The sequence below is a fragment of the Alteromonas nitratireducens genome (assembly GCF_040812025.1).
GTDB lineage: Bacteria > Pseudomonadota > Gammaproteobacteria > Enterobacterales > Alteromonadaceae > Alteromonas > Alteromonas nitratireducens.
Genome location: NZ_JBFNPK010000004.1, coordinates 197,703 through 210,787, shown reverse-complemented (window position 1 = coordinate 210,787; position 13,085 = coordinate 197,703). Strand labels below are relative to the sequence as shown.

The following is a 13,085-nucleotide window of genomic DNA, read 5'->3' as shown; positions in this document are numbered from 1 at the left end:
GGTCGACAACCGCCAGTTTAAAGGCCAGTGAATAATCCCGCTGAGTTCGTTTAGTACTTGTATTCATTACACTCTCCAAAAAGAAGCTGGAAAGTGTCAACTTTATTTAGGACGGGTCACAATAATAAAAAAGGGCGCGACGCGCCCTTTTTTATTATCTTGTATTTACTGGTTAGAGCCGTCGTCATCCTGCTCAATATCCTCAAGCATCGACTCAAACTCAGCAAAGTCATCAAGCTCGTCTTCCTCAAGTTCTTTTTCTGCGCTCTTTCCATCGGTGACCCTGAACTTCAGGTTCTCAAAATAGGCGTTTTTCACAAAGGCATAATCATCGATGGCCTGCTCAATCTGCTGTTCCTGATCAAGCAGACGCGCCCGAGCCTCAATGGCTGATACCAGATAACGCGCAATCGCAAAGTTAGAGTTAATCACCGCCATCGGGTATACAAAACCATCGGCAACCTGACCGGTAAAGCTTCGCGGATCATTGGGGCCAATCAACGGGAACATCAGGAACGGACCGGTGCCGACTCCCCATACCCCCATGGTTTCACCGAATTCTTCTTCCTGACGTTCAATGCCGATATGAGCAGCGACATCGATGGTACCGAACAGACCCACCGTGCTGTTCAGTACAAAGCGTGCAAGACTGTCCATACCCTGGTCGACCTTGCCCTGCAGCAGGTTATTCATCATGTTGGCCGGTTCCTGAACGTTGCGGGCCGCGTTCAACAAGCCGGTGCGGGCAAAGTCAGGCATCACTGTCACGTAAGTCACCGTCAGCGGGCGCCAGAAGTAGGCATCCAGAACCTCCCAGTTAATGTCCCAGGCAATACGGTTGAGTGGCTCCAGAGGGTCCCGTGGGTCCCCCTCGGTATTTTCACTCGCGGCGGCCTGCTGCTGGGCGCTCTGGCTGGCACAGCCTGACAGGGTTGCCACAGACACGAGCAAAACAATAAAGAGTGCTTTTAGTCGAATAATCACTAGAGTTCCTTGTTGATGATGATTGTCGATGACGTCATGGTGCCGGGTGACACGCTCTCGATAACATTACCTTCTAATTCACCCGGGGCCGGGGCGACATTACCGTCCATTGAAATGCGGGCCGAAATACGAACCTTTTCCAGATTATCAAGTGAGTACTGAGGCATCATCGCATTGTCAGTACTCAGACTGATCGTCACAGGCAGCGAAGGTAAGGGTATTTTTACTACCGCTGCAGGCATTCTGTTATCTGATACGGCGTCCTGGGCAAAAACGATGAGAAACCCGGAGTCAGGTATCTCAGCAGCCAGCTCATCGGTTACTGATACGGTCACGGTAAAGCCCGTTTTCAGGTCGCTGACGGCGTTCCTGGCGGGGCCTGAATGCTCACCTTCCAACTCACTGAGCCGGGCAGTCAGACTGCGCAGGATATCACTGTCCGGCGGCAGTTTATCGCGTACCTGACTGAAAAATTGTCTGGTGGTTGCGACATCGCCGAGTTGCGCCGACACCACCGCCATCATCAGGGCCAGGTTGTCGTTGTCAGGCTGCGCTTCGGTCAGCGAGGCCAGTTGTGATTGCGCGCGCTGCAAGCTGCCCTCATCCCCGACTGCCATGAGTATCTGGGCCAGGGTAATGCGGTTCTCCGTTTTTTGCGGCGAAATTGATACGGCGCGTTCAACAGCGGCCAGCGCCTGCTCATCCTGACCCAGTGACATCATCAGACGGCCATAGTACATCCAGCCGCGATCATCGTCTGGTGTCTGACGAAGGCGCTGACGAATGGCCAGTGCCAGGTTAACAATATCCTGCTGGGTCAATGAGTCGGTTTGTCCTTTTGCGAGTTTGTCGCTAAGCGCCGGTAACTGGTCAATGGCATCACTGGCCTGGGACAGTTGTGGAATATGGTTAACATCGCTGTAGACCCAGATGCCGGCAACCAGTGCCAGCACACCACCACATACTATAGGCAGCCACGCGCCCTTACGGGCCGCCTTTTGATCGCGGGTTTCATCAACCAGTGAGAGCTTCAGTTCGGTCTCGGCCTGAACTTTGTCTTCAGCGGAAATCAGGCCTTCCTGATACTCACGTTCGAGTTCTCCCAAGCGTTGACGGACAATTTGTGTGTTGCTCAGATAATCTTCTCTGGCGTACTGTCGCTGGCGTAGCCAGGGGAGCACCACCAATACCGCTATCAGTGTGATAAATGCGGCAACCACCATATAAAAAACGGACCAGGTCATTCTTTATCCTGCCTTAACATGGCCTCTGCGCGGGCCAGCTTTTGTTCAATGTCTTCGTCATTGGCAGCACTGTGTTTACGACGTACCAGCAGGGTAAGCGCGATGATTACAAACAGCACAGGCAGTGCCCACAGCCACATCGTTGCTGCTGTGACGGGCGGCTGGTAGTGTACAAAATCACCATAACGGGCTTTCATGTAATCAATCACTTCCTGCTCACTTTTGCCGTCTTTTAGCAGTGCATAAACCTTGCGCCGCATGTCTGCCGCAATCATGGCGTCGCTGTCGGCAATATTCTGGTTCTGACACATCGGGCAACGAAGCTCTGCCGTCAGGCGCAAAAACTGCTCGCGTTTTGATGGATCATCAAACGCAAAGTTATCCTCGGTCGCCATCACCGTAAACGACAGCAACGCGGCCGCAAGCAGCATCAGTGCTTTCATTGGGCTGCTCCTGTCGCTTCGCGTTTAAGCTGCTGGTACAGCGGCCCGATTTTGTTTCGCCAGACACGTTCGTTAATATCACCGATGTGATGCATTCTGATCACCCCGTCTGCATCAATAACGAAGTGCTCAGGGGCGCCGGTGACACCAAGATCAAGTGAGGTGTCCCGATAGACATCGTAAATGTTGAACGCATAAGGGTTACCGTGACGGCTGAGCATCCGGTTTACTTCCTGCTGAACACGGGCAAGGGTTTTGGTACCAAAATCCGGGTCAATATCCTGGTCGAAGTACAGGCCGACAAAGCGCACGCCCTGCGTGTCTTTCAGGTGCGTCAGGTAGGGTAGCTCGACGGCACAGGTCACACACCAGACGCCCCACACGTTGAGGATTGTGACGTCGCCTTTGAGATCGTCCGGCGTGTATTGGGTGTCCGGTGACATCAGATCAGGCAACGCAAAGGCGGGGAGTGGTTTTCCGGTAGATTGTGAGTCAAGCGCACGCGGATCGGAGAACAACCCCTGAAATAAAAATACGACCAGTGCCGCGAATAACACCAGCGGCAAAATAACAATGTACGATTTTTTCATGATTCAGCCTGTTTGTTGCTGGCGTGAGTAATGTCCGCAGAGCGCGCAGTGGTCATGGCAGACAGCGCGTGTTTCACGCGTGCCACCTTTGCCATGCGATAACGACGATCACTGATTGACAGCGCGCCGCCCAGCGCCATGATTGCTGCGCCACCCCAAATCCAGATAACAAATGGCTTGATGTAAATACGTATTGCCCATGCACCGTTATCCAGTGGCTCACCCATCGCAATAAAGACATCACGCAGCAATGTGGAGTGAATGCCAGCTTCCGTCATGGGCATACGCTGTACCAGATACAGGCGCTTCTCTGGCTCCAGGTGGACGATTTTCTCACCATTCTGATAAATATCGAAAATACCCACATCAGCACTGAAGTTAGGGCCTTGTCGTTTAACAACATCGCGGAACGCAAACTGATACTCTCCCAGCGTCACGGTCTCTCCGGGCGCCATTCTCACATCACGTTCTGTTTCGTAATTCGAGACCAGCGTGATACCAATCAGGGTAACCGCAAAACCCAGGTGACCGAGCACCATCCCCCAGTGACTGGGTTTGAGGGCGCGCAAACGCGTGAATAACGGTTGAATTGAAGGCATACCTTCAATCCGTTGCAGCACTTCCTGCACGCTGGTAATCAGGATCCAGAATGCCAGCACCATACCCAATACTGCCATGTACTCAGGCGCATCATAGGTCATGTTGACCAGCACACCTGCGCTCAGGCTCAAACCAAATGCAAGCAGCATCTGATTTTTAAGCGCCGCCGCAGACTGCTTTTTCCAGCGGGTAAGCGGCCCCAATCCAAGCATCAGCACAAATGGCACAATCAGCAGGGTAAACATCTGGTCAAAAAACGGGGCGCCAACAGAAATCGAGCCAAGTCCCAGCTCTTTATGGATCAGCGGGAGCAGGGTGCCGAGAAAAACAACCAGTGTCGCTGCGCACAAAAAGACGTTGTTACCTATCAGCAGCACTTCACGCGAAAACGGCGAGTAGCCTCCCCGACTTCTTAGTTCGGAAGAACGCAGGGCATACAGCAATAGCGCCGAGCCTGACAATACAACCAGAATTCCGAGAATGAAAAGGCCGCGGGCAGGGTCGCTGGCAAAAGAGTGCACAGACACAATAACGCCGGAGCGGACCAGAAATGTGCCAAGCAGGCTTAATGAAAACGCCGCTATTGCCAAAAGTACTGTCCAGGACTTAAACACCTTTCGTTTTTCTGTCACCGCCAGCGAGTGCATCAGTGCGGTGCCGACCAGCCATGGCATAAACGACGCATTCTCGACCGGATCCCAGAACCACCAGCCGCCCCAGCCAAGCTCGTAATATGCCCACCAGCTGCCAAGCGCAATGCCGACAGTCAGAAAACACCAGGCGGCGATAACCCAGGGACGCGACCAGCGCGCCCAGGTTGAGTCGAGCTGACCTGAAATCAGTGCCGATACGGCGAAGGCGAAGGCGACAGAAAATCCAACGTAGCCCATGTACAACATAGGCGGGTGGATGATCATGCCAAAATCCTGAAGCAGCGGATTAAGGTCCCGGCCATCAACAGGGTAAAAGGGCAGCATGCTGTCGAACGGGTTGGAGGTAAGCAGCATGAACAGGTAGAAACCAACACTGACCATGCCCAGTACTGACAACACCCGCGCGACCATTGCCAGCGGAATGCCGCGGCTGAATATGGCAACCGCCACAGACCATATCGACAGCATCAGCACCCACAGCAGGAACGATCCCTCGTGACCACCCCAGACCGCGGTGATCTTGTAGTAAAGCGGCAGGTTGGAGTTCGCATGCTGGGCGACATAGGCCAGACTGAAGTCGTCATTGATAAATGCCCAGGTGAGGCACAGGTAAGCTGTCAGGGTGAACAGGAACATACCGGTGGCAAGCGGTCGGGCCGTGGCCATCAGGGCGTCGTGCTGCCGGAATGTGCCCCATAATGGATAAACGGACAGCAGAATTGATGTAACCAGTGCCAGCGTCAGCGCAATGTTACCAAGTTCGGGGATCATAGTTATTCGCCTGCGTTGTCAGGTTTTACGTGCTTGATACCTTTCATCTTCTCAGCCAGTTCAGGCGGCATATATTCTTCGTCATGCTTGGCAAGCACTTCCTCAGCATTAATGGTGGTTGCGTCAGCCAGCGTACCGGTGGCGACAATGCCCTGACCTTCACGAAACAAATCCGGCAGAATGCCGTTGTAACGTACAGTGACGGTGGGGCCGGTATCAATCAAATCGAAGGTTACTGCCAGCGTCTCACTGTCGCGGTTAACCGAGCCGGGAACGACCATGCCGCCAATACGCAGGCGCTGACCAATCTGAGGGACTTTGCCCTGTTTACCTTCAATAATTTCCGAAGGCGTGTAGAACAAATCGATACTGTCATTAAGCGCATAAAGCATCAGGCCAATGGCACCAGCGACAAGAACGCCGATGGAAAAGACTAAAGTTAACCGCTGTTTTCTTCGTGGATTCATGATTATCAGTACTTCACATGGTGTGCTGCATACCGTGCAGCACTAGTTTTTTCTGGCCGCACGGATCCTGGCCTGCCGTGCCTTCTCTTTGACGATATTTTTAAGTAACCGTGCATGGTGACGATGACTCTGTACGCTGATGGCCACCATTGCGATTAGCGTGATGCCGAATGACAGCCACACGTAAAAGCCGTAGCCACCCATGTGCAGAAATGCCTCAAAACTCTCAAACTGCATGCGTGTCTCCGTGTTCTTTTTCTGCCAGCGCCTGTGCCCAGGGACGATGGAGTTCACGGGTCAGAATTTCATTGCGCAACCGTATCATGGTTACTGCCGCAATAAAGCAGGCAAAACCGATTAAGTTAATCAATAATGGCCACAGCATTTCAGTCGCAATTGATGGTTTATCAAACTTGCTGATCGTGGCGCCCTGATGCAGGGTGTTCCACCACTCAACCGAGTAATGGATAATCGGGATGTTGATGACCCCTACCAGTGACATGATGCCGGCGGCTTTGCCGGCCTGCTGCTTATCCTCAAAGGCGCCATACAGGGCAATCACCCCGAAATAGAGAAATAGCAGGATCAGTTCAGACGTCAGTCGCGCATCCCAGACCCACCAGGCCCCCCACATGGGTTTACCCCAGGCCGCGCCGGTAAATAACGCAATAAAGGTCATCACTGCACCGACCGGTGCCATCGCAATCATGCTCATGTACGCGGTACGCCATTGCCACACCAGACCAACCAGGGCGGCAACCGCCATGGCGACATACGTGCCCATCGACAAAATAGCGGCCGGCACATGAATGTAAATAATCCGGAACGAGTCACCCTGCTGGTAATCCTGTGGCGCAAAGGCGAGTCCCCACACCGTACCTGTCAGCAGGCAGACGGTAGCAATGGCCCAGAACCAGGGCTGGAGCGTTGAGCAAAGCGCGTAGGCGCGTTCGGGTTTAGCGTAAGGGTGAAGCCACTTCCACATCAGTTTTGACTCACTTTAAGCGCGTAAGCTATCGCAAAAGGCGATACCGCCATGGACATCAGTAACATGGCGCCTATGATAGCAAGTTGAGGGTGATAAGGTAATTGCAGTGCGGCAGAATCCACCGCAGACGTGGCAAATATCAGCAACGGGATAAAAACCGGTATGAGTAACAGCGCCAGCAGCAGGCTGCCGCGATGCAGCCCGACCGTCAGGCCTACCGCAATTGCCCCGGTAAACGACAGTAACGGCGTGCCCAGCAATAATGTGGCCATCAGCGCCAGATACATCGCACTGGTCAGGTTCAGAAACATCGCAAGCAACGGCGACAGCACCAGCAAGGGAATAAAGCTGACCAGCCAGTGTCCGGCCACTTTAACCGCAGCCACCTGCCATAACGGCACGGGGGAGAGAATCAGCTGTTCCAGCGAACCATCCTGAAAATCATCGCGAAAGAGGCGCTCCATCCCCATCAGAGATGACAGGATGGCGGCGATCCAGATAACGCCGGGACCGATACGCTGTAACACGTCCGGTGAGGGACCAACACCGAGTGGAAAAAGGGTCACCACCATCAACAAAAATACCATCGGCTGTACCAGTTCAGATTTCTGTCTGAATGCAATGGCCATATCCCGACGAAATACACCAGTAATCAGCGGACTCAAAAGCGAAACTCCAAATCCAGATAGTCGACATTACCACAGGCATCGGAGAGCGGCTGATGGGAGGTTGTCATCAGCATACCGCCGTTTTGGGTATGTGATGCGAAAGCCTGTTCGAGCAGCGCTATGCCGTCTGTATCCAGCGCCGTGAAAGGCTCGTCGAGGATCCAGACGCGCGCGGGTTTCAGCCACAGGCGCGCCAGCGCGACACGACGCTGCTGGCCGGCCGACAGCATTCTCACCGGCATCTCTTCCATTCCGGCAAGCCCCACTTTTTCCAGCACTGTCAGCGTAGCCTCGGTGGAGTAGGGCTGTTCGTGCTGAGCCAGCCAGAAACGCAGGTTTTCCAGCGCAGTCAGATTGCCGTTGAGTCCGGTTTTATGACCCAGATACACCAGTTCACGCTGGTAAGACATTGATGTATTAATCGGTGTGCCGTCAAAGCATATTATGCCCTTATCCGGCTCGCTCAGTCCGGTCAGCAGTCTTAGCAGACTGGTTTTGCCGGCGCCGTTCGGTCCACGCAGATACAAAAGCTGCCCCGGTGACAGAGAAAACGAAAGCGCGTCAAACAGCACCCGATCCCGTTTGACGCATGTCAGATTGTCAGCAACCAGTCCCAACAACAGGGCTCCTCACCGTGGTAATTTATTTCACCGGCGCATTCTACCACAGCCAGTCGGAATCGCACCCGGCGGGTTCGCCTAAACGCAGTAAATATGATTTACTTCAGGTAACCCGCAAAGCCGCCGATAGTGCCTGTATGAATGTTGTGGATGTGCAACTGCCTGCCGGCAGTGATAAACCGACCCAGTTAAATGCCGTGCAACAGGCACTCGGACGCGCTGTGGCCTCGTCAGGCCAGACCCCGGTCAGTATAATTCCTGAACAGGGACAGTGGCGGATTGCGTCGGCCACCGGTACTAACTGGATTGTGGCCAAGAATCAGGCTGTCACGCTAACGCCCTCACAGCCCTATTCTATGACCAGACTCCCCGGTTCCACGGAGGGGGAGGCTGTATTGCTGACAACCCGGAATCAGCGGGTCAGTGGCCGCCTGAACGATGTCCAGCAGGCGCAGCTGACGCAACAACTGATGAAACTGGTTGCTTCATCGGATACACAGTTCGCTTTCACTACCCAGGCCAGAGTAACGCAGGTCAGTTCGACACAGCTTACCATCGCCCTGACCGCCGGTCAGTTAACGCTGCCCCGCGGGCTACTATCAGTGGCTGCCGGGAGTACGTTAACACTCAGTCTCACATCCGATGGTGCGCAGGGCATTCAGGTAAGCGTTTCCGGCAACGGGCCCAACGCCCCGGTGAAATTATCGCAGCAGGCATCCAGCCAGGTAATCCGGCATCTGCTTGAAACCAACGGTGTCACTATACGCAGTGAAAATGGCCAGCGCCTGTCGGCATTACTGGCCCCGATACCAGAAGCCAGGGAGCTTGCCGGGCAGGGCAGTCAGCTTGCTCATCTTCGGCTTTCCGGTGACCGGCTGACGGCGCTCGTGGCAAGTCAGCAGGCAATTGCGCGCGTGAATGGCCCGCTCCAGGGAGTGCCGGCATCCGACGCACTGACGCTCACACGCAGCGAGGTGCAGCGATTGCCGGTATTATCTGTAATGCCGATGAGCAGAGGTGCGGTAAGTGGTGGCGAGGCGGTGCTGTCACCGACTCAGGCTCAGGACGTTCAACAGAAAATCGTACAGTTGTCGCGCCAGTTGCTGGCCCAGACCGGGTCACCGAGAGAGGCGCTTAATGCGCTGGTTCAGCAGCTCTCTCAATTCCAGTCTCTGCCTGCCCAGGCGCTGTCACCTGCTTTAAGTCAGGCGATCAGTCAGCTTACCCGGGCGGAAACAACGTTTCTGGCCGAGGCGGGCAAGTTGCCAGCGTTCAGACGTGAAAGCGCAGTAGCACCTTCACTGGAGGGGCGTCACCTCCGCGTCGAAGATGCACCCTCGACGGCAACCGCGAAAAAGCCAGGTGCAGCAGGCGCAGGACTCGGTGCGCTGGCTGAAAAGTTGCGCGCACTGACCGGACTTGCCGGTGAGGGAAAGCATGCACAGGTGACCCCGCAGGATACTGGCGTAACGGAAGCAAAGCCTTCTGTGCGTATGACGTCACCCGCTGCTGAGCAGATAAGAGCGCTGCTTTCTGCTGCTCCACTGCCGTTGTCGGTGTCTGCACTGACACGCCCTGCCACCGGTAATGATTTTTTGAGCGCACTGGTAACATTGCTGCAGTTTTCGCTGGCAGGACGCGCCGTGGCACGACAACCGGCGTTATCCGCGCGCGCCGACAGTAGCGACAGCCCGCTTAACCGTCCGGCAGCCGGGCAGACACCGGCCGCTTCACCATCGCGCTCAGCACAGGAACTGGCGCAGGCCGACAGTCGAAATACGTTGCTCAATGCTCTGAAAACGTTGCTGGCCTCTCACCAGCAGGCACGCCTGGGACAAGCCGAGAATAAGTTGCAGGGACAGGATACGTTGTTTTATCAGGTTCCGTTTGTGGGCAGCGATGAACGACCTGCTGAGCTGGTCATTCAACGGGACGGGCAGGGCAACAAGCCCTCCGTTACTCAGCCCGGCCAAAGCCGCTGCTGGAACCTGACCATGCGACTGGATACCGGCGACTCAGGCCCCCTGTTAGCCAAGAGCCGGATTGAAGGGGATGTCATTGAAATTGATATCTATGCATCCAGTGAGCGCTTACTTACAAAAGTGGCGGATACGTTACCGTTTTTACTGCGCAGACTGGAAGCGTCTGGCCTGACCGTCTCCAGGCATTCATTGCAGCGCGGGCAGGTGCCCGACACCCTCAATACACAGCGCCATCATTTGTTTGAGACTATGGTATGAACAGAAAATCCAGGAAGGCTATCGGGCTTAGTTATCAGGCTGAAAACAAAAAATCAGCCCCGAAAGTGGTGGCCAAAGGGTATGGCGACCTGGCTGATGCCATTATTCAGGCAGCTAACGATGCCGGGGTGCTGGTGCACGAGGATCCTTATCTTAGCGATATTCTGAGTACGCTGGACATCAATCAGGAAATTCCGGATGCGCTGTACTTCGTGATTGCAGAATTAATTGCGTATTCCTATGTGCTACAGGGGCGTGTACCGGAAGGCTGGGAAAGCGCCGCAAAGCGCATTTCCCATCAGGTATAATGCCGTCCACACTAGCGGAACAGCACCTTTTCCTTATTAAACCAATAGATGCAAAAGCCAATCAGCGCCGCGGCAATCACCGTGGTAGAGGCGAAAATACCAAACAGGGCAAAGTAGTCCATTGTGCCCTTCAGCAACTCTTTCATGGCAAGGGCAACATTGGTCAGCGGCACCCAAATCCAGCCTCCCTTTAATTCCACGCCGGGCATCATGGCAATAATCACCGGGAATATGACAACCATCATTACCGCCCCCATGTAACTTTGGGACTCTTTAAATGAGCGGGCGTAGATAGACAGCGACAGCAGTACCGACGCAAATATCGCCACCACCGGCACCAGCATCAGGAAGATAAGCACAAAATCTCCCATGCCAATCATGGCCATAATATTACTGACAAACTCAATGGCCATACCCTGCGCAATGAGCAGGCCCCATACCGCCATGCTGGTGACGGTGATAAGCGCAGAAATCACCCCGGCTGCGGCAATGGTAAAGAACTTGCCCAATACCAGTTTGTAGCGCGGCATGGGAGAGATAAGCAGGGTTTCCAGCGTGCCTCGCTCTTTCTCGCCAGCGCCGAGGTCGGCGGCCGGTGCCATTGCACCCTGGAGACAAAGGAAAAAGACAAAGTACGGCAGCATTCCGCCCAACCGCTCTCCCCAGACCTCACGCTGGTCGGCTACGTTTTCACGTTCAATGACAATGGGTTCAAGCAGGGCTTTCTGCTGGTCTTCGGTCACGCCGAGTGAGGAAAATGCCTGAAGCTGGAATTGCTCAGACAGCCGGCTTATCACGTCGTTGACCCGGCTATATACTTTATTCAGTCCGGCATCATTGAGGTACAGCGTAAGTGAGTGCTGACCACTATCGAGAATGTCAGAGGTGAACGTGTCCGGGATCACCAGCACAAAATCAACCACATCATCCCGGATGAGCGTGGCATAATCGTCCTGACCATTAAGCGTTACCTCTTCAAACTTGTCGGTGGCCGCGCGCATGGCAGCCCCGATTTCGGGAGCGAACCGGTCGCCTACAACCGCAAACGTCAGTACTTCACTTTCTGCTTTCTGAACCGCAGAACTGGTAAAAAATACCGTCACACCCAGCATCAGAGGAAACACCAGTACCGGCAGTGCAATCATAAATATCAGGGTTTTCCGGTCGCGCAGAAGTTCAGTAAACTCTTTTTTAAAGATTAACCACATTGTCTGCCTCCTTATGCTGCGAACCGTTCAGAATAGCCATAAAGCTGTCATGCATACGGCCATCAGACTGGTGTTCAAATTCCTTAAGCGAACCATCAAAGACGGTCTCGCCGACATTAATCACACTGACCCGGTCACACAGTTCGGCCACTTCATCTAAGTGATGGGTAGAAAAGATCACCGGTGTGCCCTGGTCTTTTAAACGACGAATAAAGCTCATCACCGTGCTGGTTGCCATGATATCCAGCCCGGTCGTGGGCTCATCAAGGATCACCAGCTCGGGTGAATGCACAACGGCACGCGCAATGGAGACTTTTTGTTTCATGCCTGAAGAAAAATTATCGGCGCGGCGATCAAGAAAACTGTGCATATCCAGCAAACTGGCCATCTCATCGATACGCGCCTTGATCGCGGCGTCACTCATGCCGTGCAGCTTGCCAAAATACGCAATGTTTTCGCGCCCGCTGAGTCGTCCGTAGAGGCCGGTTGAGCTGGATAAAAAGCCAATCTTTTTGCGTGCAATGACCGGATTTTCCAGGACGTTCTGCCCGTTAATGGTGACTTCGCCCTTATCCGGCGTGAGGGCAGTAGAAAGAATACGTAGCGTAGTTGTTTTACCTGCGCCGTTCGGGCCAAGTAAACCCAGTACCTGGCCTTTCTCGCACTGCAGTGAGACATCTTTTACTGAATGAAAGAAACGCCCCTTAAGGCGCGGATCTTTCTGTTCCTGCTCACTGAGCTTCTTGGGTGATTCCACGGCAAACTTTTTTGCCAGGTGTTTTATTTCAATCATCCTGATTCCTGTTTTTGATGGTCTGACAGTGTAGTCCGGTCTGGCGGAAAATTATTACACGTTTTTTCTATTTAAGAGGAAAGCATGATACGGAGATAGAGGAGGTTTGTTAAAAAGTGTGTCAGGGGAGCGGGGAACGGCACGCCCCCGCTGACAGCAATTAGTGGATGTCGATGTGATCGCGAATTTTCGCCAGCAGTTTGTCACCAATACCGCGCACTTCCGTCAACTGTTCGACTTCCAGGAAACCGCCGGCCTGTTCGCGATATGCAATGATGGCTTTCGCCTTGCTTTCACCGACACCAGGCAATTGCGTAAGCTCTTCGAGGGTGGCCGTGTTGATATTAATGACGCGGGTTTCGCCTGATTGTGTCTGTACTGCCGCCGCTGGCTGTGCAGCCTGAACAAGGGGAGCAGGGAGTGACAGCAAGGTACATGCAATGGTTGATAATACGAGGGTTTTCATAAGGTCTGTCCTTAGTATGATAACGTACACAATTTGTACATC

General features: G+C 53.9%; 15 protein-coding genes. 2 read left to right on the top strand and 13 right to left on the bottom strand.

The window, feature by feature from the left end; all coding sequences use genetic code 11:
- Positions 1-165 precede the first annotated feature (165 nt).
- From AB1N33_RS05980 to ccmA, 10 genes are read right to left on the bottom strand one after another with little or no spacing between them, the layout of a single operon-like run.
- Positions 166-984, bottom strand: a complete 819-nt coding sequence (locus AB1N33_RS05980) for an MlaA family lipoprotein (protein ID WP_411270628.1) — start codon at positions 982-984, stop codon at positions 166-168.
- Positions 984-2,228 carry a c-type cytochrome biogenesis protein CcmI gene (gene ccmI / locus AB1N33_RS05975; RefSeq protein ID WP_411270627.1) on the bottom strand — a complete coding sequence of 415 codons (1,245 nt, stop codon included), beginning with the start codon at positions 2,226-2,228 and terminating at the stop codon, positions 984-986. Before ccmI ends, AB1N33_RS05980 begins: the two co-directional genes overlap by 1 nt.
- A complete protein-coding gene (locus AB1N33_RS05970) occupies positions 2,225-2,671 on the bottom strand; it encodes a cytochrome c-type biogenesis protein (RefSeq protein WP_411270626.1) in 447 nt (148 codons plus the stop codon). Before AB1N33_RS05970 ends, ccmI begins: the two co-directional genes overlap by 4 nt.
- Positions 2,668-3,261, bottom strand: coding sequence for a redoxin family protein (locus AB1N33_RS05965; RefSeq protein ID WP_411270625.1), 594 nt, complete (start codon positions 3,259-3,261; stop codon positions 2,668-2,670). The genes AB1N33_RS05970 and AB1N33_RS05965 overlap by 4 nt, the downstream gene beginning before the upstream one ends.
- Positions 3,258-5,285 carry a heme lyase CcmF/NrfE family subunit gene (locus AB1N33_RS05960; RefSeq protein WP_411270624.1) on the bottom strand — a complete coding sequence of 676 codons (2,028 nt, stop codon included), beginning with the start codon at positions 5,283-5,285 and terminating at the stop codon, positions 3,258-3,260. Before AB1N33_RS05960 ends, AB1N33_RS05965 begins: the two co-directional genes overlap by 4 nt.
- 2 nt (positions 5,286-5,287) lie before the next feature.
- On the bottom strand, positions 5,288-5,752 hold the full coding sequence (gene ccmE, locus AB1N33_RS05955) for a cytochrome c maturation protein CcmE (RefSeq protein ID WP_411270623.1): 465 nt from the start codon (positions 5,750-5,752) through the stop codon (positions 5,288-5,290).
- Between the two features lie 42 nt (positions 5,753-5,794).
- The gene (ccmD, locus tag AB1N33_RS05950) at positions 5,795-5,989 is read right to left on the bottom strand and encodes a heme exporter protein CcmD (protein WP_411270622.1); all 195 of its coding nucleotides are present in this window, start codon (positions 5,987-5,989) and stop codon (positions 5,795-5,797) included.
- A complete protein-coding gene (locus AB1N33_RS05945; RefSeq protein WP_411270621.1) occupies positions 5,979-6,737 on the bottom strand; it encodes a heme ABC transporter permease in 759 nt (252 codons plus the stop codon). Before AB1N33_RS05945 ends, ccmD begins: the two co-directional genes overlap by 11 nt.
- Positions 6,737-7,405, bottom strand: coding sequence for a heme exporter protein CcmB (gene ccmB / locus AB1N33_RS05940; protein WP_411270620.1), 669 nt, complete (start codon positions 7,403-7,405; stop codon positions 6,737-6,739). The genes AB1N33_RS05945 and ccmB overlap by 1 nt, the downstream gene beginning before the upstream one ends.
- Entirely contained in the window at positions 7,402-8,028 is a 627-nt protein-coding gene (gene ccmA, locus AB1N33_RS05935) for a cytochrome c biogenesis heme-transporting ATPase CcmA (RefSeq protein ID WP_411270619.1), read from the bottom strand. Before ccmA ends, ccmB begins: the two co-directional genes overlap by 4 nt.
- Before the next feature lie 14 nt (positions 8,029-8,042).
- Between ccmA and AB1N33_RS05930 the strand changes: the two genes are divergently transcribed.
- Together AB1N33_RS05930 and AB1N33_RS05925 are read left to right on the top strand one after the other, a co-directional pair.
- A complete protein-coding gene (locus AB1N33_RS05930; protein WP_411270618.1) occupies positions 8,043-10,268 on the top strand; it encodes a hypothetical protein in 2,226 nt (741 codons plus the stop codon).
- Entirely contained in the window at positions 10,265-10,576 is a 312-nt protein-coding gene (locus AB1N33_RS05925; RefSeq protein ID WP_411270617.1) for an EscU/YscU/HrcU family type III secretion system export apparatus switch protein, read from the top strand. Before AB1N33_RS05930 ends, AB1N33_RS05925 begins: the two co-directional genes overlap by 4 nt.
- An 11-nt stretch (positions 10,577-10,587) precedes the next feature.
- On the opposite strand, the gene AB1N33_RS05920 is transcribed toward AB1N33_RS05925, so the two are convergent.
- The 3 genes from AB1N33_RS05920 to AB1N33_RS05910 form a co-directional block, all read right to left on the bottom strand.
- Positions 10,588-11,784 (bottom strand): ABC transporter permease subunit, encoded by a 1,197-nt coding sequence (locus AB1N33_RS05920; RefSeq protein ID WP_411270616.1) that lies wholly within the window; start codon positions 11,782-11,784, stop codon positions 10,588-10,590.
- Positions 11,768-12,577 (bottom strand): ABC transporter ATP-binding protein, encoded by an 810-nt coding sequence (locus tag AB1N33_RS05915; RefSeq protein WP_411270615.1) that lies wholly within the window; start codon positions 12,575-12,577, stop codon positions 11,768-11,770. The genes AB1N33_RS05920 and AB1N33_RS05915 overlap by 17 nt, the downstream gene beginning before the upstream one ends.
- Positions 12,578-12,737: 160 nt before the next feature.
- Positions 12,738-13,043: a ComEA family DNA-binding protein gene (locus AB1N33_RS05910; protein ID WP_411270614.1), complete on the bottom strand. Its 306-nt coding sequence runs from the start codon at positions 13,041-13,043 to the stop codon at positions 12,738-12,740.
- Positions 13,044-13,085: the final 42 nt, after the last annotated feature.